This is a genomic window from Bacteroidota bacterium (genome assembly GCA_016720935.1).
GTDB lineage: Bacteria > Bacteroidota > Bacteroidia > AKYH767-A > 2013-40CM-41-45 > JADKJP01.
On record JADKJP010000002.1, the window covers coordinates 339,835 to 360,903 of the forward strand.

At 43.4% G+C, this 21,069-nt stretch carries 17 protein-coding genes; 11 read left to right on the forward strand and 6 right to left on the reverse strand.

Translation table 11 applies throughout. From position 1 onward, the window contains the following. Nucleotides 1-47 precede the first annotated feature (47 nt). Nucleotides 48-1,298 (reverse strand): T9SS type A sorting domain-containing protein, encoded by a 1,251-nt coding sequence (locus IPP86_01580; GenBank protein MBL0137203.1) that lies wholly within the window; start codon nucleotides 1,296-1,298, stop codon nucleotides 48-50. 77 nt (nucleotides 1,299-1,375) lie between these two features. Between IPP86_01580 and uvrC the strand changes: the two genes are divergently transcribed. After that, the gene (gene uvrC, locus IPP86_01585; protein MBL0137204.1) at nucleotides 1,376-3,178 is read left to right on the forward strand and encodes an excinuclease ABC subunit UvrC; all 1,803 of its coding nucleotides are present in this window, start codon (nucleotides 1,376-1,378) and stop codon (nucleotides 3,176-3,178) included. A 96-nt stretch (nucleotides 3,179-3,274) separates the two neighbouring features. After that, complete coding sequence (locus IPP86_01590; GenBank protein ID MBL0137205.1) at nucleotides 3,275-3,481, forward strand: DUF3797 domain-containing protein; 207 nt, start codon at nucleotides 3,275-3,277, stop codon at nucleotides 3,479-3,481. On the opposite strand, the gene IPP86_01595 is transcribed toward IPP86_01590, so the two are convergent. The 3 genes from IPP86_01595 to IPP86_01605 form a co-directional block, all read right to left on the reverse strand. After that, complete coding sequence (locus tag IPP86_01595; GenBank protein ID MBL0137206.1) at nucleotides 3,399-4,397, reverse strand: NAD(P)H-dependent glycerol-3-phosphate dehydrogenase; 999 nt, start codon at nucleotides 4,395-4,397, stop codon at nucleotides 3,399-3,401. The two genes, IPP86_01590 and IPP86_01595, sit on opposite strands and share 83 nt — an antisense overlap. Before the next feature lie 240 nt (nucleotides 4,398-4,637). Beyond that, a complete protein-coding gene (locus IPP86_01600) occupies nucleotides 4,638-5,696 on the reverse strand; it encodes a M28 family peptidase (GenBank protein MBL0137207.1) in 1,059 nt (352 codons plus the stop codon). 720 nt (nucleotides 5,697-6,416) lie between these two features. Continuing rightward, on the reverse strand, nucleotides 6,417-7,859 hold the full coding sequence (locus IPP86_01605) for a T9SS type A sorting domain-containing protein (protein MBL0137208.1): 1,443 nt from the start codon (nucleotides 7,857-7,859) through the stop codon (nucleotides 6,417-6,419). Nucleotides 7,860-8,089: 230 nt separating this feature from the next. Between IPP86_01605 and IPP86_01610 the strand changes: the two genes are divergently transcribed. Further along, a complete protein-coding gene (locus IPP86_01610) occupies nucleotides 8,090-8,584 on the forward strand; it encodes a hypothetical protein (GenBank protein ID MBL0137209.1) in 495 nt (164 codons plus the stop codon). Between the two features lie 56 nt (nucleotides 8,585-8,640). On the opposite strand, the gene IPP86_01615 is transcribed toward IPP86_01610, so the two are convergent. Both IPP86_01615 and lysS read right to left on the reverse strand, forming a co-directional pair. Continuing rightward, a complete protein-coding gene (locus IPP86_01615; protein ID MBL0137210.1) occupies nucleotides 8,641-9,954 on the reverse strand; it encodes a T9SS type A sorting domain-containing protein in 1,314 nt (437 codons plus the stop codon). 87 nt (nucleotides 9,955-10,041) lie between these two features. After that, a complete protein-coding gene (lysS, locus tag IPP86_01620; GenBank protein ID MBL0137211.1) occupies nucleotides 10,042-11,574 on the reverse strand; it encodes a lysine--tRNA ligase in 1,533 nt (510 codons plus the stop codon). A 243-nt stretch (nucleotides 11,575-11,817) separates the two neighbouring features. Here lysS and IPP86_01625 point away from each other — a divergent pair, with 243 nt between their 5' ends. The 8 genes from IPP86_01625 (at nucleotide 11,818) to IPP86_01660 (ending at nucleotide 20,161) form a co-directional block, all read left to right on the forward strand. Beyond that, entirely contained in the window at nucleotides 11,818-12,801 is a 984-nt protein-coding gene (locus IPP86_01625) for a bifunctional phosphoglucose/phosphomannose isomerase (GenBank protein ID MBL0137212.1), read from the forward strand. Between the two features lie 145 nt (nucleotides 12,802-12,946). After that, nucleotides 12,947-13,648 (forward strand): lipoyl(octanoyl) transferase LipB, encoded by a 702-nt coding sequence (gene lipB, locus IPP86_01630; protein MBL0137213.1) that lies wholly within the window; start codon nucleotides 12,947-12,949, stop codon nucleotides 13,646-13,648. Between the two features lie 406 nt (nucleotides 13,649-14,054). Next, nucleotides 14,055-15,197 (forward strand): serine hydrolase, encoded by a 1,143-nt coding sequence (locus IPP86_01635; GenBank protein MBL0137214.1) that lies wholly within the window; start codon nucleotides 14,055-14,057, stop codon nucleotides 15,195-15,197. Nucleotides 15,198-15,291: 94 nt separating this feature from the next. Then, nucleotides 15,292-15,696: a hypothetical protein gene (locus tag IPP86_01640; protein MBL0137215.1), complete on the forward strand. Its 405-nt coding sequence runs from the start codon at nucleotides 15,292-15,294 to the stop codon at nucleotides 15,694-15,696. A gap of 145 nt (nucleotides 15,697-15,841) precedes the next feature. Next, nucleotides 15,842-16,381: a hypothetical protein gene (locus tag IPP86_01645; protein MBL0137216.1), complete on the forward strand. Its 540-nt coding sequence runs from the start codon at nucleotides 15,842-15,844 to the stop codon at nucleotides 16,379-16,381. A 320-nt stretch (nucleotides 16,382-16,701) separates the two neighbouring features. Continuing rightward, the gene (locus IPP86_01650; GenBank protein MBL0137217.1) at nucleotides 16,702-17,376 is read left to right on the forward strand and encodes a 3'-5' exonuclease; all 675 of its coding nucleotides are present in this window, start codon (nucleotides 16,702-16,704) and stop codon (nucleotides 17,374-17,376) included. 192 nt (nucleotides 17,377-17,568) lie between these two features. Then, nucleotides 17,569-19,338 (forward strand): ABC transporter ATP-binding protein, encoded by a 1,770-nt coding sequence (locus tag IPP86_01655; protein MBL0137218.1) that lies wholly within the window; start codon nucleotides 17,569-17,571, stop codon nucleotides 19,336-19,338. A gap of 31 nt (nucleotides 19,339-19,369) precedes the next feature. After that, the gene (locus tag IPP86_01660; protein MBL0137219.1) at nucleotides 19,370-20,161 is read left to right on the forward strand and encodes an MOSC domain-containing protein; all 792 of its coding nucleotides are present in this window, start codon (nucleotides 19,370-19,372) and stop codon (nucleotides 20,159-20,161) included. The last annotated feature ends 908 nt before the right edge of the window (nucleotides 20,162-21,069 follow it).

Genomic DNA, 21,069 nt, shown 5'->3' on the forward strand with positions numbered 1-21,069 from the left:
AAACTCCGCTGGATATTTTCACTAAGGGCAAAGGGGTCCTTAGCATTTTATTCCAGAATCAGTTTTTTCGAAAAAGTATTTCCGGAATTATCAGTAAATGAAAGCAGATAAATTCCACTTTCTAATTTTCTGGTATCAAAATCAAGAACTGTATTTTCTGTTAATGAAAATTCCTGAATTAATTTTCCCTGGATCGTCATCAGTTTTATGTTCAGCTTATCAGAGAAATTATTTGCCTGTAAAGAAAGCGTCACCCGATCTTTCGAAGGATTCGGATAAATTTTCAGAAACTGATTCAAGACATTTTCTTCAATACCAATGGATGAAATGTGAACTGTTTGCGTAGAAGTATCGCAGCGACAGGAATCACAGGCGATATGAGTGACGTTGAAATCGCCACCCGTTCCGAAGTCGTGTGTTGGATTGAAAGTGTTTCCACCAAAACTCCAACTATGTTGCGTTGAATAAATATTTTCGGAAAGAAATGATGCAGTGGTTCCATTGGTCGTAAAGCTGAACGTTGCATTCGGCTCGTATTCTCCGATGTTCCATGTAGCCAGACTGTCCAGCACCGTATGAGCAGCTACATCCTGCAGATAAGCGGCGACGTTGGCGCTGAGTCCGGAGATGAAAGTATTTCCAACCGGATTTCTTTTGAACATCGTCGCGTAAAAAGTGCAGGCAGCAAGATAAGATCCGGCCAGACTGGGATGACTCTGATCGGCATTGTACAATTCAAATACGCTGTCTATTGCAATAGAATTTTGAAATGCAATTCCAACCGGCGCCACACGTGCGTGATTTTCGTCGCCCATCAGGAGATAACTTTCGCGAAGACGTTGCTGCATTCCCGCATAGGTACAAACCGGCGGATAGAAAGCGCAATTACTCGCATCTCCGTATTTCCGTCCCCAGGTCATGTAGAAAACAGTTTGGGTACAGGGATTATTTACATGGATCAGACTGTCGAGTTTACGCGCGAAAGGAAGAACTTCCACCGCTACTTGCTGAGGATCAAAAGAAGGGCGCTGACTTTGTTCCTGCAAGACCACATAATCCCAGGCTTGCGCATTGATCTTTCCAAGGGCAACGGGATCGGTGCTGTGTTGTTCAAATGTGTAACCGCCGGGAGTGGAGGAATCAAAAACTATTGTATCGCCATCGGCAAGGGCGAGTCGGTAGATCAGATCAGGGAGATTATTTACAGCGGTATAGCTGTTACCGAGAAAGAGAATTTTCTTTTGCGCAAAAACCTGAAAGGTCATCAGGCAAGCCAGGGAAAGAAGTATTTTTTTCATGAAATGGTGATGAGTGGACGAAAATAAGATTTCTTTACGAACTTTACAGGGCTTTAACCAGCAAGCGAAATTCTCATTTGAAAGAGCATATTCAGGATATCTTATCCGGACTGGAAGACCGTCCCGGAGTGTACCAGTTCTATGACAAGGACGGGTTATTGCTCTATGTGGGTAAGGCAAAATCGCTTAAAAAAAGGGTCAGTTCTTATTTTCAGAAAGAACATCACGACAGCGGGAAGACAACCATCCTGGTTAGAAAGATCGCGGATATCAAAACCCTGGTCGTGGATACCGAGCTGGATGCCTTGCTGCTGGAAAACAGTCTGATCAAAAAACACCAGCCGCGTTACAATGTCAGTCTGAAAGACGACAAAACCTATCCTTGGATTTGTATCAAGAACGAACGTTTCCCGCGAGTTTTCATCACACGAAAAATGATCAAGGACGGTTCGGAATATTTCGGTCCGTTCACACCGGTGAAAATCATTCATACTTTACTGGATCTTACTTCACAGCTCTACAAATTGCGCAATTGCAATCTTGTTCTTTCAGAAGAAAATATCGCGAAGAAGAAATTCAAAGTATGCCTGGAATATCATCTTGGAAATTGCAAAGGGCCCTGTGAAGCTTTGCAATTGCAGGAGGAGTATGATCAAAGTATCAAAGACATTCGTCAGATCCTGAAAGGAAACATCAATACGGTGATTCAGCATTTGAAAAATCTGATGAATCAGTTTTCGGAGAAATTTGAATTTGAAGAAGCGCAGGGCATCAAGGAAAAAATTGAATTGCTGGAGCGTTACAAATCCAAATCGGTGGTGGTGAATCCTGCGATCCACAATACGGATGTGTATTCCATGGTGACCGATGAAGAATCAGCTTATGTGAATTTTCTGCGGATCATGAACGGATCCATCATTCAGGGTCATACGATAGAGATTAAAAAGAAACTGGAAGAAAGCGATGAAGAGTTGCTCGAAATCGCCATCGTGGATTTACGCACACGATTTTTGAGTGATGCATCAGAAATTCTGGTTCCTTTTCCATTGAATCTCGAAATGGATGGAGTAACGATAACGGTTCCGAAGATTGGGGATAAGAAACATTTGCTTACGCTGTCTGAAACGAATGTCAGAAATTATATACGGGAAAAGAATCTGCAGCTGGAGAAACAAAATCCGGAGAACAAGGTTTTGCGTTTGCTTGAGCAGATGAAAAAAGATTTACGATTAACGGAATTGCCAAGACGGATCGAATGTTTTGACAATTCAAATATCCAGGGCTCTTATCCTGTCGCGGCGATGAGTGTTTTTCTAAATGGTAAACCGGCGAAGAAAGAATACCGTCACTACAATATCAAAACTGTTGAAGGTCCTGATGATTTCGCATCGATGGAAGAAGTGATTTTCCGGCGTTACAAACGAATGCTTGATGAAGCACAGGAATTGCCACAGCTGATTGTGATCGACGGTGGTAAAGGACAGCTCAGCTCGGCGATGACGAGTCTGGACAAACTTGGTTTGCGTGGAAAGGTCGCCGTAATTGGCATTGCCAAACGTCTCGAAGAAATCTTTTATCCCGGTGATACGGCTCCTTTGTATATCGATAAAAAAAGCGAGACACTTCGTGTGATTCAGCAGCTGCGTGATGAAGTGCATCGTTTTGGAATTACGCATCACCGGAAGAGAAGAGAAAAAGGAACGGTGAAAACGGAGCTTTCTGAAATCAAAGGTATCGGTGAAGCAACGGCGCAGGCGCTGCTGATTCATTTCAAATCCGTGAAGAAAATTAAAGAGGCGACAGCGGAGGAGCTGGAAGCGGTTGTCGGAAAATCAAGAGCTGAAAAAGTACTCGTGCATTTTAGAAAAGACAATTCATAGCTTTGCGCTCTTTGTCCCAATGGGGAAAAATATTTCGCGCAAAGATTTTTGGAACGAAACTTTTGTTCCTTTTGATTTGGATGGATATGATCTTTCATTCAGAAGAATTATTTTTATTGCCACGAATGCACGAATGATTTTGTTTTCAATAATGGCAACTCAATAATTATTTTTTCTTTTAGGAAAATATACAAATTGGTAGGGAAAAGGGTGCAGAGAATTAATTTAACTGGTCGGAGAGGAGTTTCATCTCGATACGTGGCGAGATTTTTTCGTAGAGGACATGATACACCGCGCTCATGATGGGCATGTGTACATTGTATTTTTTATTGATCTCATAAATACAACGTGTCGCGTAATATCCTTCCGCGATCATGTTCATTTCGAGTTGCGCGAATTTTACCGAGTAGCCTTTGCCGATCATGGTTCCGAACATACGGTTGCGACTGAAGGATGAATAAGCTGTCACCAGCAAATCGCCCAGGTAAGCGGAGCCGTTGATGTCGCGGTTGACAGGATGAACGGTATCTACAAAGCGTTTGATTTCCTGGATGGCATTGGAGATGAGTACAGCCTGAAAATTGTCGCCGTATCCGACACCATGACAAATACCGCTGGCAATCGCGATGACATTTTTTAAAACCGCGGAATATTCTGTTCCGTAGATATCGTCGCTGACGGTTGTTTTGATGTAGCGGCAGTTCATCAGTGTCGCGAGAACCTGGGCATTGGCGGTATCCTGTGAGGCGATGGTGAGATAGGAGAGTCGTTCCATCGCGACTTCTTCGGCATGGCATGGTCCGGTGATGACACCGATTTTGTCGATTGAAATTTTATAATGATGGTGTAAAAAATCTCCGACAATCAGCAAATCATCAGGAATGATTCCTTTGATGGCGGAGAAGACCATTTTGTTTTTGAAATCTTCCGGTTTGATTTTTTCGAGGGATGGTTTAAGAAAGGCCGAAGGAACTGCAAGGATAATAATATCGGAAGAGGCAATAACGTGGTGGAGGCTGCTGCTGACTTTTACTTTTTCGAGATCGACGGTGACGTCGCTGAGGTAGTGTGGGTTGTGCTGGTATTTGTTGATGAAATCGGCTGTCTCGTTGCTGCGAACCCACCAGTGAATGGTGTTGACGTTGTTTGACAAGATCTTCACAATCGCCGTCGCCCAGCTCCCGCCGCCGATTACTGATATGGTAGGTTTGGATGTCATTATTTTCTGATTAGGAAATGAAATATTTCGCCCCATCGGGGCAAAGGACGCAAAGATTTAAAGATTATTTACAAGACGCACGATCCCGTCTTTCATGAGACTTACATTGATTTAACCAGTAATCCTAATTTTTCTTTGTTATTTTATTCATCTTTTTTTTGCTTTGCGTTCTTTACCCCGATGGGGCGAAACAAACTAATGCTAAAGCAAAGAAAACCGCAATCTCAAAAAAGCAATCTTTTAAAAGGTGATGTCTTTGATGATTTCCTGGTTGTGGCGGAGGACTTTGACTTTGGTGGTTTCGCCTTTGCTGAATTTGCTGAGCGCCTTCATGTAGCTCATCATGTCCAGAACCTTGTGTTCGCCAATTTGTATTACCACATCACCCGGCTCGAGACCTGCAGCGGCAGCCGGTCTTCCTTCCGTTACACCATCGATGCGCATGCCTTCTCCGTCGAAAGCGTAATCAGGAACAACACCAAGGGTCACCTTGAATTTCGGCGCGTCTTCGTTTTGATCGTCTTTTGTTTTTGTGAATGCGAGTTTACCGGAATTGTTGGTGAGACGGATTACATTTTCAATCATGTGAATGATGGACAATTCTCCCTCGTAATTGATCAGATTTTCATCGTCACTTGGTTTGTGATAATCCTGATGCGTGCCGCTGAAGAAATGCAACACCGGTAAATTTTGCAAATAAAAAGAAGTGTGATCACTCGGTCCGACACCGGATTCTGTTTGTTTGATTTTAATTCCATCAACAGAAATTGAATCCATAAGTGTTTTCCAGCGCGGAGAAGTTCCTGTTCCGTTCACCAACAAAGTTTTTTCATCCGGCTTCAATCGTCCGACCATATCCATGTTGATCATGTAATTGATCGTGTTCAGATCAACGGTCGGGTGTTTTACATAGTAATTCGAACCTAACAAACCTTTTTCCTCACCTGAATAGGCCATGAAGAGGTAATTGTTCTTTTTGAGATCGGATGTTTTCAGAAAACGCGCGAGCTCGATCAATGCTGCTGTGCCGCTGGCATTGTCGTCGGCACCATTGTGAATCGCGGGTTCTCCACGATACAAGGAACCTTCGGCACCATAACCCAGGTGATCGTAGTGCGCGCCGATGACAACTGTTGTTGCCGCGCCGTTATCAATCAGTCCGAGAATGTTGTGTCCGGTCTTTTCGATTTTTTCCACTTCCGCGCCAACAGTACAATTGGTGATGATACTGTCTTTCAGAATTTCCGCGGCTTTACCTTTTGCAAATAAAACGGGGATGCTCACCGGAGATGTTCTCATTTTCCAATCCGCTTTCGGATCATTTTGCGCGGTGTCGGAATTGATAAAAATCACCGCTGTAGCTCCACGCTGAATGGCGATGTCCAGTTTTTTACGGAGATCAGTCCATTCACCGAATTTACCATGAGGGGTATTTCCATCCGGCGTTCCGCTTTCCATCACAAAAATCTTTTTTGCAATATTCGCTTTGCCGTAATAGTCATCTTGTTTCAGCGCAGGATCGTTGATGCCGTAACCTACGCGCGCGATGTATCCGGTGATGCTACCGTTGCTGGTAAAAGGAAGAGGATAAAAATCTTCGTCTACTTTGAAGATATGGTTGTTTACAATCAGCTGAGTACTGCTTCCGATTTTCGCGCCATCGGTAAACTGAAAAGGCTGGAGATAGCCGTCCGTTCCTTTGCTTTTTAGGCCCAGGCTTTTAAACTGTTTAGTGATATAATCCGAAGCTTTGGTTTCTCCTTTGCTACCGGCTTCACGACCTTCATAGGCATCGGAAGCAAGTGTGCTGATATGCGTTTTGAGTTTTGCTTTCAGTTCGTTGTCTGTAAGCGGAACGAGTTTGGTGCTGGAGCAGGAGAGGAAGTAAAGAAAAAAAGCTGCCGGAAGAATTGTACGCGCTAAAGTTCGCATGGCTGGTAATTTAGCCCGCAAGATACACAGAAATGGCTGAAAATTTTGCCACGGAAATCAAAGATTTCCCGCTAAGAATTACCTGTTTTACTGTACACAGATTCGCTGCACAGGCTGATTTCCAAGCCTTACGAAATAAATTCCTTTGGCCCAGTTTGCTGTGTTTACCGAAAAGCTGTTCATTCCGGTCACATCATAATCCGCGATCAATTCTCCGAGAGGATTGAGAATTTCAAGACCACGGTAGGAAGCGCTGGGATTCCAGCGGATGTAAATATCCGAAGTGGATGGATTGGGATAGACTTCAAAAGCTGTTGGTTGTAACGTTGGAACAGCAGTCGGCAACATGTAATAACAAACATCAAGAGTCGGATGCAAAGTAGTATCCGGATTATCGCCTGAAGACACGATCATGCGTGCATAAGGAATTTCATTCGCCATCTTCAGCATGAACCCATCACTTATTCCGGGAGAATTGACCATGTCCTGCACCATGCCACTCACATCGATATTCGGAAAATCCTGTGTGCTACTTGTTGTCGGAGCAAGGATGACCTGGTTTTGATTTGAGGTATTGGGTTGCGTGTTCCAGTTAATAGTGTTTTCTGTCCATGGAGTGATTACACGACGAATTACACTTTCATTGGAACTGGTCATGCTTGTATCCGTCGCGAAAAAATTATTGTTGGGAGCAAAGTACAATGAAAGTGCCGCAGATTGAACAACGGCTCCCTGTGGGATTTGTGACAGATCGAATTTGAAAAAATTCCTCCAGCGCACCGGAATACTGTTGATTGTCCATCCGCCACAGAAATATTCTATTTCATTGGGGTTGTTGTTTGCCGGATTAAAATCATCTACGGTGGCATCTTCGCCGGCTTTGTCAATTTTCAAATGCAGACAAGTTACCTGCGGAGTGAATGTGACAATCAACAATGGACGTTGACTGGAATCCGGATGATCGCCGGAAGCGAAAATCATCCGTCCGTACTGAATTTCGACGACTTGTCTTAATGAGAATCCATAGTTCCCGGTGTTTACCATTTCCTGTACCATAGGCGTAACATCCATATTGGGATAATCCTGAGTGCCGCTGGTACTTTGTGGCAGAAATACCTCGTCCACATTGGTGACAGCAGGCTGATTGTTCCAGGCGATGAGATTTTCTTGCCATGGATCTGTTACTCTTTGCAATACACTTTCATTGGAACTGGTCAGGGATTGGTGCACATCATTGAAGCTATTGGGATGTGCATAATAGAGGGAAAGATAGGCGCTGTTGACAACCGAGCCCGGGGGAATCATGCTGAGGTCGAATTTAAAGAATGACCTCCAACTCACCTGTGTACCATTGATGGTCCAGGTCCCGCTGCAATAATCTGTTTCGTTTGGATAATTTCCGTTCGGATACCAATTATCTACAGCTGCGTCTTCACTGGACGGATCAAGACGAAGGGAAATAGTGGATTGTGCCGACAGGAACAAAGATGATAAGAAAAGTAAGCCTGTCAGAAGGAGTTGGGAGCGCATGGGTTAGGGAGATTTCATCATAAAGTTATAGATGTTTCCTGTACCCACCAAAGTTTTCACCTACGAAAGGAGTACATTGGCAAAAGATCAAAAAAGATTAACCAAATACTGAAGATCACCTATGCGCCCTTTACGTCTTCTTTGCGGGCTTTGAGTGAAAAAAATACCCATCAATTGATTCATTTCAGATCTTTTCCTGAATTCGTATACTTGTTTAAAATTTGACATTCATGAAAAAGCTCTCTCTCTTCCTCCTGCTTCTCATTCAATATTCATGCACAACAGAACCTGTCGCTGATACTTCAGAAAACACCGTGTTATTAAAAGACAGTCTGATCAATGTATTGCGTAACACAGATATTGCCTGGTCAGAGACTGCCGCGAAAAAAGGCTATCATCAATCGCGTCTGGATTTCGCGGCGAATGATGCAATTGATATGCTGGAAGGAAGCATGCCTTTGATGGGCATTGACGCGATCCGGAAATTTGTAGAGACGCATCCTGATTCTGATTTTGTGATGTCATGGCATCCGGTTACTGCTGATGTCGCAGCTTCAGGCGATCTTGGATATACTTTTGGTTCCTGGAAAATGGTGATGAAACTAAAAGAGGGAAAGGACACAACCATGTTTGGTGATTACCTGACAGTTTGGAAAAAACAGGAAGATGGAAGCTGGAAATATGTGGTGGACGGAGGGAATGGTACGCCGGCGGAAATCAAGTAAAGGGAGTCTGTAGTCGGGAGTGGTTTTGTAATCTGTAATTCCTCTTCACCCTTCACTCAATCATTCAAAACACAAAACATTTTTCTGAGAGAATTCAATTCATTTCTGTATTCAAGAAAATAAATTCCTGCTTCCAGATCGTCAATGGGAATAGTTTGTCCGGCTCCGGTGCATTTTATTTTTCGGAGACATTGACCAAGTTCATTCGATAAAATGTAAAAAGATTTTTCATCAACATTTCCGTTGTGTTGGATATGAACAACAGACTCCGCCGGATTCGGATAAACAGAAAAAGAAACCGGAGCTCTATTTTCTGAAGAAATATTTGTCCCCGTATTCAATTTCGCGATGTGTCGTACCGGTGTTGTCCCGCTGTTTTGAAAAAAGCCACATGCATACAGATCATTGTTATGTACCGTGAGCGAAATCACCCAATCGTCGAAACCCGCACCCACAGCCTGCCAGGAAGAGCCATTCCACTTCGCGATCTTGTTTGCAGCAACACTTCCCGCTGAATCAAATCCGCCTGCAGCATACAATTCACCATTGAAAACCGCAAGCGCGGAAATCCAGTTGTTGGTTCCATCACCAAGTGCCGACCAGGAAGAACCATTCCATTTCACAATATGATTGTAAGGTTGCGCGACACCGACATGTTCGAAATCACCAGCGATCACCAGTTCGTTATTGTATTCAATCATCGTGTAGGGAATACCGTCAAATCCCGAATCGACATCGGCCCAGTTTGTTCCATCCCAACGAAGAATGTGCTCTGCCAGTAAATTGGAATTATTCAGTTCATCAAAAGAGCCGGCGATATAGAGTTCGTTGTTGTAAACACCCATGGCACCAACAACATTATTTGTATTTCCAAAAGCAGACCAGCGCAGTCCGTCCCATTTTGCAAAATTAAAATCATAAACACCGGTTCCGCTGGTATCAAATTTCCCACTCGCGATTAAATCGTTGTTGTAAACCTGTAATGCCGTTACCGTCGTTGCGGAACCGTTTCGCAATTGATTCCAGTGAAGTCCGTCCCAGCGAGCAATGTTGTTGACAGGTAAAATTCCTGCGGTATCATAAATTCCGCCGACAATTAAACTACTGTCGTATTCCGCGAGAGTATAACCACCGGCCGGACGAATTCCATTAGCGACATCATTCCATTGCATTCCATCCCAGGCAGCGATTCCGCTTGCTTTGATTGTTCCGGCCGAATCAAAATAACCGGTTGCATACAAGTTGCCCTGAAATGAAAAAAGTCCGTTGATGATGTTGTTAGTACCATTTGACAGCGGTGTCCAGGATTGTGAGAAAGCGGAAAAAGTGAGGGAGATAAAGAAAAGAAAAAGTCTGAATCTTTTGCTCATTATGAGAGTTCCAGCGTTAAGCTTTGCGTTTATTGCCCAGATGGGGAGAAACTGTTTCGCCCCATCTGGGCAATGAACACAGAGATATTAATTTCCCGCGACTTCAGGGACGTCTTTTTTCTCGGGTCGCATCTGCGGGAAGAAGAGAACATCCTGTATTGATGCGGAATTAGTCATGATCATGGATAAGCGATCGATACCGATTCCGAGTCCTGCTGTTGGGGGCATACCGAATTCAAGAGCGCGCAGGAAATCTTCATCGAGTTGCATGGCTTCTTCATCGCCACGAATACCGAGCTCGAGTTGTTCTTCGAAACGTTTGCGTTGATCAATCGGATCGTTCAATTCAGAGAATGCGTTGCAGATTTCTTTCCCGTTGCAGATGGCTTCGAAACGCTCTACCAGTCCGGGTTTGCTGCGGTGCTTCTTGGCGAGCGGACTCATTTCCACAGGATAATCCGTGATGAATGTTGGCTGGATCAGATGCGGTTCAACTTTTTCTCCAAAGATTTCATCGATCATTTTTCCGCGTCCCATGGTTTTGTCGATGTGAATACCCATACCGTTGGCAGCAGCGGTCAATGCTTCTTCATTCATCTCTGTAATGTCTACACCGGTGAAGTGAGCAATCGCTTCATACATCGTGTAACGTTTCCAGGGACGTTTGAAATTGATGAGGTGATCACCAACCGGAACTTCTGTTTTACCGTGCAGATCCATGGCGACTTTCTCCACCATTTCTTCCACAAGATTCATCATCCATTCGTAATCTTTGTAAGCCACGTACAATTCTACCTGTGTAAATTCAGGATTGTGAAAACGCGACATTCCTTCGTTGCGGAAATCTTTCGCGAATTCATACACGCCGTCAAAACCGCCAACGATGAGTCGTTTCAGGTAGAGTTCATTCGCGATACGCAGATACAAGGTCATGTCGAGCGTATTGTGATGTGTCTTGAACGGACGCGCGGCGGCACCACCATACAAAGGCTGAAGGATCGGAGTTTCCACTTCGAGATAACCTTTTCCATTGAGAAATTGTCTCATGGAATTTGTCAACGCGGTGCGTTTTAGAAAAGCTTCTTTTACCTGTGGATTTACGATCAGGTCAACATAGCGCTGACGGTAACGCATCTCCGGATCTGTGAAGGCGTCAAAAGTATTTCCATCCGCATCCTGTTTAACAACCGGGAGCGGGCGCAGACTTTTAGAAAGTAATTTCAGTTCTTTCACATGGATACTCGTTTCCCCTGTTTTGGTTTTGAATACAAAACCTTTTACACCGATGATGTCACCGATGTCGAGCAGTTTTTTGAACAAGCTATCGTAGCCCGATTTATCTTCACCCGGACAAATATCATCGCGACGCACATAGATCTGAATTCGTCCTGCAGAATCCTGGAGTACCGCGAAAGCGGCCTTTCCCATATCGCGGACACTCATGATACGACCTGCGAAACTTACGCTGGTGAATTTGTCGGGATTGGTATCGAATTCCTCCAGCATTTCCCGGCTCGTAAAATTCATTTCCCACAATTCCGCAGGGTAAGCCTCAAAGCCTTGTTTTTGAAGTTCTTCCAGCTTCTGACGACGAATAAGTTCTTGTTCGGTTAATTCCATGTTTGTTCAATGAATAGGGAGGGTAAATATAGGGAAAAATGGTTGTTGGTTGTTCGTTGTTGGTTGTTGGTGGAGGTGGTCTAAATTAAGCAGGAATATAGCCCCACACTCACACCCACACCCACACTCACACTCACACCCACACCCACACCCACACCCACACTCCATATCGTCCCCCGTCTCTCGTCCCTTCGTTCCACGTCAAAAGAATTACTAATTTTGCCCACACAATAAAATACGGCGATGAAAAATCTTGTACAGAATTTCCCCCAGCAATTGAAAGAAGCCATGCAAATCGGGGAGCAGGCGAAATTTACTCAGCCTTTGGTGGACATACGGAATGTAATTGTAACCGGACTGGGTGGATCAGGAATTGGCGGAACAATTGTTTCCGAGATCATGAGCAATGAATGTTCTGTTCCGATCACTGTCAACAAGGATTATTTTCTGCCATCGTTTGTGAATGCGCATACATTGGTAATTGTTTCTTCTTATTCCGGAAATACGGAAGAGACCATCATGGCGATGGAAACAGCTTTGCATAAAAAAGCGAAAGTTGTGTGTGTTACTTCCGGAGGAAAAATCGCCGATATGGCATCTGCCAATGATCTGGATTGTATCATCATTCCCGGTGGAATGCCACCACGTTCATGTCTTGGATATTCGCTGACGCAATTGTTCTATGTTCTTCAGGGCCTCCGACTTATTGGTCATGCCTGGAAACCACAACTCAAAGCGGCTATCGAACTGATCGAAAAACAAGAAGTGGCGATCAAATCCGAAGCCATGGATGTAACGGATTTTCTGTACAAAAAAATGCCGGTGATTTACGCTGTGGATGGTTACAACGGTGTAGCGACACGTTTTCGTCAGCAGATCAATGAGAATTCCAAAATGCTATGCTGGCATCACATTCTACCGGAGATGAACCACAACGAATTGGTTGGCTGGGCAGAACCACATCAGGAGTGTGCAGTTGTTATTCTTCGCAATTCATCGGATTATGGCCGCACCCAAACACGCATTGAAATCAGCAAAGAGATTTTTGCAAAATATACTTCATCCATAAAAGAAATCTGGTCCAAAGGCGAATCACAGATCGAACGATCTATTTATCTGATTCACCTTACTGATTGGGTCTCCTGCTACCTCGCCGACAAAAAACAAATTGACGCTGTAGAAGTCAATGTGATTAATCACCTGAAGGGTTCACTGGCGAAAATTTAATTTTAAGGGACGAGTGAAGGGGACGAGGGACGATGGGTGGTTTGAGTGTGGGTGTGAGTGTGAGAGGGAGTGTGAGAGACTGAATTTTGCCTTTTGAATTAAGGAAGTGGACCCAACAACCAACAACCAACAACCAACAACCAGAATGCAGCCCGTCCTCTTCCGTGATCTCGGCGTTATCGATTACAAGGAGGCCTGGGAATATCAGGAAAAACTTTTTCAGGAGCTGATTGAACGCAAGCTGAGTAATCGTTCGCTTCCGTTGGAGGAGCAGGAAAAACAACATCATTATCTTTTGTTTTGTGAGCATCCCCATGTATATACATTGGGGCGGAGTGGTGATGAGAGCAATTTGTTGTTGGATGAAGAAGGATTGAAATCCGTTGACGCGGTTTTTTACAAAAACAACAGAGGAGGAGACATTACCTATCACGGTCCGGGACAAATTGTCGGTTATCCCATTCTTGATCTGGATCTTTTTTTTACCGACATCCACAAATACCTGCGTTACCTCGAAGAAGCAATCATCCTCACACTGAAGGAATACAACATCAAAGCCGGTCGCTATCCCGGTTATACAGGTGTGTGGCTGGATCCCGAAGATGAAACGAAAGCAAGAAAAATCTGCGCTATCGGTGTACGTACCTCACGTTGGGTAACCATGCATGGTTTTGCTTTCAATGTTAATTCCAATCTCAGCTATTTCGGCAACATTATTCCATGCGGAATCGAAGACAAATCCGTTACCTCCCTCGAAAAAGAACTGGGCAGCAAACAAAACATTGAAGAAGTAAAACAAAAAGTTAAAAAGCATTTGGGGAATTTGTTTGGAATGGAGTTTGGGTGACAATTGGCCGGGGATTTTGGATTTTGGATTTTAGATTTTAGATTGTTGATTGGAGATTGATTTTGTGCAGAAACTTGGCTGATTTGTTGACGCTTTTTAATCTTTTTACCTAAATCAGAATCACATGTGTAAATTTTAGATTTTAGATTGTTGATTTTAGATTGATTTTGCCTGGGAATTTGAATGATTTGTTGACCCTTTTTAATCTTTTGACCTAAATCAACAATCAGAAATCACCAATCACCAATCATCAATCACCAATAATCAATCAACAATCATCAATCAGAAATCACCAATCATCAATCAACAATTACATACTAATAACTGCCCTCCCGACGGCGATCAGAATGGGCTTTTGATGCTATCTTGCAGACCAATGGATAGATATTCTTCCCAAAGAAAAACAATGCGCCCCTGGTCCAAGGTACTTTTTGGATTCTTTATTATTTTTCTTTCAATTAATCTGGCAATTTGGATAACGGGGTATACCTACATTTATAAAACACTTTTATACACATATCCTGATATTGATGACCTCGGAATTTTTGAAGCGAGGAGTATTGAGAGTGGACAAAAGAAGGAATGGCCGGTAAGTACTAAGTATAACAAAGATTCACTCCCAGTAGAAACAAGAGCGGTATTGGAATTAAATGAAAGTGTCGCTTTTCTGGTTATCAAAAATGATTCATTGCTGTATGAAGAATATTGGGATCACTATGAGCCCAATTCATTGAGCAATTCTTTTTCTGTAGCGAAAAGTATTGTCGGTATTTTAGTTGGAATTGCGGCTGATGAAGGAAAACTAAACATCAATGATCCGGTCGGAAAATATTTACCACAATTCAATGAAGGGAAAAATTCCGCACTACTCATTCATCACCTTCTGTCTATGAGCAGCGGATTGAACTGGGATGAAAGTTACAGCAGTTTGTTTTCTCAAACCACAGAAGCTTATTATGGTAAAGACCTGAGAAAACAGATGTCTGTACTAAAGGTCGAACAAGAGCCCGGCAAAGTATTTAATTACATGAGTTGCAATACCGAAATCCTCGCCCTCGTTCTTGAGAAAGCGACGGGCATGACTGTTTCGGAATATGCGTCAAAAAAATTGTGGACACGAATCCAGGCTATGCATCAATCGTACTGGTCACTCGACCAATCGGAAGGAATGGAAAAAGCATATTGTTGCTTTTATGCCGATGCGAGAGATTTCGCTCGTATTGGTCAGCTGATGCTGGATAGTGGAAAATGGAAAGGAACAACAATTGTTTCTTCTTCATTCATTCGTGAAATGACGACTCCAAAAAATCTTGTTGATGAAAACGGAGCATCAGCGAATTATTATGGATATCAATGCTGGCTTTCTGAAATCAGCGGACATCCGGTATTTTATGCACGCGGAATTCTTGGACAATACATTGTTGTCGTTCCTGACCAACGCATGGTAATTGTCAGACTCGGAAAAAAACGCGGCGAAAAAGTCCCGCCAAATCAGTATTCTGATATGATTGTTTATGTGGAAGGGGCATTAAAAGCGTTCGGAAATTAGAATAAAAATAAAAGAACAATTAATTTCAGTCAGCCCGGAACTCAGAGCCCGGAACCCGGAACCAAAATCGTATCTTCGCGAAGAGATTTAATCTATGCTAAAAGATATCCCCCAGCTTGTTGTAGACAAAATAATTGTCGCTGTTGTGAGAGAGCCGAATGAGAATGATGTGATGGTTTGGAATGTTTATCTCGTAAACATGTACGATTCCGAAATCCGTGGAGTCATGGTGAGCTCAAAGGGCTATGGGCAGTACGAAGGTCGTGATGTGAAAACAACAATTCTCCGGCACGTCATTGGGAACATCGATCCTCACGATTACGCCAAGATCGAACCGCTGATGGAAAACCTGCTCGGATTGAGTAACGAATACTGGGTCAGTTTTTACAAAGAGAAGGATATGTATGACAAAAAGTTCATTTTTCTTCCTGAAAGTGTAAGAGAAGATAACCTCACCATGATTCCCGTGCTGAACAAGCGTGGAGTGATGATCCGTTAATTATTGCGGATTTATCAATTTTGTTGACCGCCGTAAATTCCCCCGTTTTCATCAGAATTGCCCAAATCCGCCACAGATAAGGGTTTTCAGGGAAATTTTATATATTTAGGGCGGAATTCGGCTCGGGCCGGAAGAAACTTAAGTCATGAAATTCATTTATAGTCTTGCATTTATTAGTCTGGTCTTTTTGTCAGCATGCACCAAAAAGTGTGATACTTCCACGCCAACTTTCATGGATGCGGAAGAAACAAAGTTCATTGTTGGGAACGGACAAGCATTCATTTTTAAAAGCAATAATTCAGATACGGATCTTGTTTCAGTGACAGATCCAAGTTATGCAGTGATCAATGGTCCGGAAGATTGTGATCATCCCGATAACCAATACGTCACCCAAAAATGGACGTCTACAAAGTTTGGAACTTTCTCAAGCTATTACGAACATTTTACCGGTCCGGATGAAACACGTTATCTCAGCCTGACCCACAGCAGCGGCGCGATTTTTAAATTTGATCTCATCAGTCATCCATACACTACGATTGTCATCAATGCCAATACATATTTTAATGTGATGGTTGATTCCATCCACGGAGGAAATTCAGGAATCTCGAAAGTGTATTATGGAAAACATCTCGGACTAATGCGTGTCGAGAAAACCAACGGTGAAATCTGGGAAATCCAGGAATAAAATATTTACCAAAAACCACTCACAGCCGGCCTCATCAGCCGGCTTTTTTTATTCTAATTAATGCGGTTGTGGCAGTGGTGGCGGGGAGTTTAATTTGTGCCTGGATTTATTGATGGTGTTAGCATTTGTTTGACTTTTGTACTTGGCAGTTGGCTGCTGGTAGTTGGTATAAAGTATAAAGTATAAGGTAGTAGGTATTCTGTTGATAAATCCATGCAGCACCCAACACTAACCACTAACCACTAAGCACTAAGCACTAACCACCAAGCACTAACCACCAACCTCTAACAACTAACAACTAACAACTAACAACCAACCCCGTGCTTTCCTCAGTCAAACTCAGCAACATTCTCTTCCTCGACATCGAGACAGTTCCGCAGTATCCTGAATTTTCATTCGTAGAATCGCCATTCAGGGAATTGTGGGAGAAAAAATCCGCGCAATTAAAAGTGGAAGGGGAGACAGCGGAGACCTTGTATCCGAGAGCAGGAATTTACGCGGAGTTCGGGAAGATCGTCTGCATTTCCTGTGGCTTCTTTTTTTCTAATGATGATTTTCGTGTTGTGTCTTTTTCAGGGGAGAATGAAAAAGAAATTCTGCTGGAGTTTGCAAATATGGTGAACAGTTTCTGCAGCGGGATGGACAAACAATTATGCGCACACAATGGAAAAGAATTTGATTTTCCATTTATAGCCCGACGGATGATCATCAATGGAATTAAACTTCCGCTCATTTTGAATACAGCCGGTAGAAAACCCTGGGAGGTCAATCATCTTGATACCATGGAGCTCTGGAAATTCGGTGATTATAAATCTTATACCAGTCTGGTTTTACTAGCTGCAACACTGGGCATTCCTACTCCCAAAGACGATATCGATGGCAGCCAGGTCTGGGAAGTATTCTGGAAAGAGAAAAATCTCGAACGCATCACCCGCTACTGCGAAAAAGACGTCCGCACCATCGGAGCAATCATGAAACGATACAAAGGTTTTTAATTTTATTTCCAACAGCAATACTTTGCGCCCTTTACTCCTCCCGGTAAAGGACTCGGACAAGTTTTGCGCGAAAAAGATTTATCAAGAACCAATTCGCTAAGTACGATTGTCCAAGCCCCCCTGTTTACAACCCGCTTTTCTGAGGACATTGCCTCCTGTTTTCTTTTTTTATCTTCACACTTTCCCTTCTTCGTGCAACCCTTAATCGACATACGCAATCTCAGTACCCGTTTCTTCACAAGGGAAACAGAAATTACTGCTGTGAACAACATCAGCTTTTCTGTTCGCAAAGGAGAAACACTTGGTATTGTCGGTGAATCCGGTTCGGGGAAAACAGTATCTGCTTTATCTATCATGCGTTTAATTTCTGCACCCGGAAAAATCAGCGGTGGAGAGATTCATTACGAATCGAGAACAGGAAAGAAAGTCGATTTACTATCGCTTCCTGAAAATGAAATGCGTTCCTTTCGTGGCAATGAAATCGCCATGATTTTCCAGGAGCCCATGACTTCCCTGAATCCGGTTTTGAGTTGTGGGTTCCAGGTTTCCGAAGCATTGATGCTCCACAAAAAACTTTCAGCGAAAGAAGCAAAAGAGCGAACACTCGCCTTGTTTGAAAAAGTACAACTCCGTGACGGCTCAAGAATTTTTGACGCCTTCCCGCATCAGTTGTCGGGCGGACAAAAGCAAAGGATCATGATCGCGATGGCCATGAGCTGCGATCCGCAGCTGCTCATCGCGGATGAACCGACAACATCTCTCGATGTCACCGTGCAGGCTGCGATTCTGAAATTGATGCGCGAACTGAAAGAAGAAAACAACACAAGCATGTTGTTCATCACACATGATCTCGGGGTGATCGCTGAAATTGCCGACAGAGTGATCGTGATGTACAAAGGGAAAATTGTTGAAGAAGGAAATGTTTCGGATATATTTTTAAAACCTCAGCATCCTTATACCAAAGGTTTGCTTGCCTGTCGCCCACCGCTTGAAAAACGATTGCATGTCTTACCGACTATTGCTGATTTCATGCTGGAAAAAGAAGATGGTTCATTTGTCGAAATTCAAAAACCTGTCAGTATAAGTTCCGATCATCTCATTGTTACAAAAGAAGAAACAGCCGCGAGACATGAATTGTTGTATAAACAAACTCCAGTGCTGCAGGTTAAAAATCTGAGAACATGGTTTCCTGTTCGCAAAGCTTTGTTTGCGGGAAAACAGGAATTTATAAAAGCTGTCGATGATGTGAGTTTTGATGTTTACCCCGGAGAAACACTGGGATTGGTAGGGGAGTCGGGCTGCGGGAAAACGACACTTGGCAGGAGTATACTTCGCCTGATTGAACCCACAGCCGGAGAAATCATTTTCAAAAATCAGAACTTTGGCGCGTTGGAAGGAAAGGCTTTGCGTGAAATGCGAAAGCACATTCAGATTATTTTTCAGGATCCTTATTCTTCACTCAATCCAGCGATGAAAATTGGTGATGCGATCAAGGAACCGATGACGGTGCATCATTTGTACGCGAATGAAAAAGAGCGCAAGGAAAATGTTCTAGAGCTTTTGCAACGTGTACATCTCAAACCGGAGCATTACAATCGTTATCCGCATGAATTTAGCGGAGGACAAAGACAAAGAATTTGCATCGCGAGAGCATTGGCAGTGAAACCTGAATTTATTATTTGCGATGAATGTGTTTCCGCTCTGGATGTAAGCATTCAGGCACAGGTATTAAATCTTCTGAACGAATTGAAAAAAGATTTCGGATTCAGTTCCATTTTCATCTCGCATGATCTCAGTGTCGTGAAATTCATGAGCGATCGCATGATGGTGATGAACAAAGGAAAGATAGAAGAGATGGGCGATCCGGATGAGATCTATGCTGCTCCCGCTTCCGCTTACACCCGCAAACTGATCGCGTCTATTCCTGCAGGCAACAGGCTTACATCGGGAATAAAAAACTGAACTGAAAAATTTTCTGAAATCATAAACAGCAATGCTCAAACTTTCTGAAATCTTGATCTATCCTGTAAAATCTCTTGGCGGAATTCGCATGGCCAGCGCGGAGGTCATGCCCAAAGGACTGAGATACGATCGCCGTTGGATTCTCATTGATCATGAAAATAAATTTATGACACAGCGTGAGCATCCGCGAATGGCTTTGTTCAAAATGAGTCTCGATCAAAACAAATTGCAGATTCATTATTCCGGAGAAACTCTTGATTTGTTTCCCGATCTCGATCCGCAGGGAGAACCTGTGCAGACAATCGTCTGGAACGATCATGTCAGTGTGAATGAAGTCAGCCCCTCGCACAGCTCCTGGATTTCCGAACGTCTCGGTCATCCCTGCCGGCTCATGGCATTTCCGGAAAAGAATTCAAGACCCGTCGATAAGAAATACAGTCTCAACGATGATCATGTAAGTCTGGCTGATGGCTATCCTTTTCTCATCATTGGACAAGCTTCGCTTGACGATTTGAATTCACGCATGAATGTTCCGGTACCGATGAATCGCTTCCGTCCGAATTTTGTTTTTACCGGAGGAAAAGCGTTTGAAGAAGATCAATGGAAGGAGTTTCATATCGGCGATGTAAAATTTACCGCGGTGAAACCCTGCGCCCGATGTGTACTCACCACCGTTGATCAGGAAACCGCTGAGAAAGGGAAAGAGCCCCTAAAAACCCTCGCAACTTTTCGTGAGCAAAACAACAACGTACTTTTTGGAATGAATCTCCTCGGTCCCGGAAGTGGTGTGGTAAAGGTTGGCGATGAGATAAGGATAGGATAATTTTTTCTCGTGATGAGCACAAAGAATTTGTTTCATCTCTGTGATTAAAAAAATTTGGAACGAACCTTTCTCTCATCTTAATCTCGCCCTGCCTGTGCTCCGCTCGTCCCTCGCTGCGCCCAGGGTTAGATTGCGAAGTGGCGGGCAATTTAAATGTGAAAAATACTAAGGCTGTGTGCGGTGAAACCCACATCCCACAAGACCAACATTCAGAGATTCTACGAAGCCTTGTGGAATATCCGAAATCCCGAAGGGATGTAATTATTATAGATAGACAATTCTGCATATTTCAAGAAGCCCGAAGGGCTGACATGATTCGGGTGAACATATCAGCCCTTCGGGCTTTTTGATGGGAGGTATATGGTTTGATCTATAATAATTACATCCCTTCGGGATTACTGGTGTTCATACGCGAGGCAGTTTTACAATCATTACATCCCTTCGGGATTTTCGAGTCTTGGATGCCGGACATATCCCTGATCTTTTTATACAAATCTTATGCAGGTTCACGAAAATAATAGAAGAATAACCTGCATTAGAATTGGTTATGCCGTTTAACCAATTTCGAAAATGGAGGTATGAGCGGTATACAATGTTAATCAACAGTCAACTTTGGCCACAGACTTTCCGATAACCCGGACCTATACGCGTAATGAAGTACTGTGTGCTTCGGAATCCCCCGTCCCACAGGTCATCGTTCAAAGACTCCACCAAGAGAGGGGTGTATTTTTTGCCTTTTGCCTTTAACTTGAATATCGCCAATCACCATCAAACACAAAATTCGTTTGAAAGAAGAAAATTATTTAGTGACGAACAACTCAGCAATCTAACCCTGGGCGCAGCGAGGAACGAGCGAAGCACGGGAAAGGCGATGGTGAGAAGTCAGAATGTGTCGTTTCAAATTTATA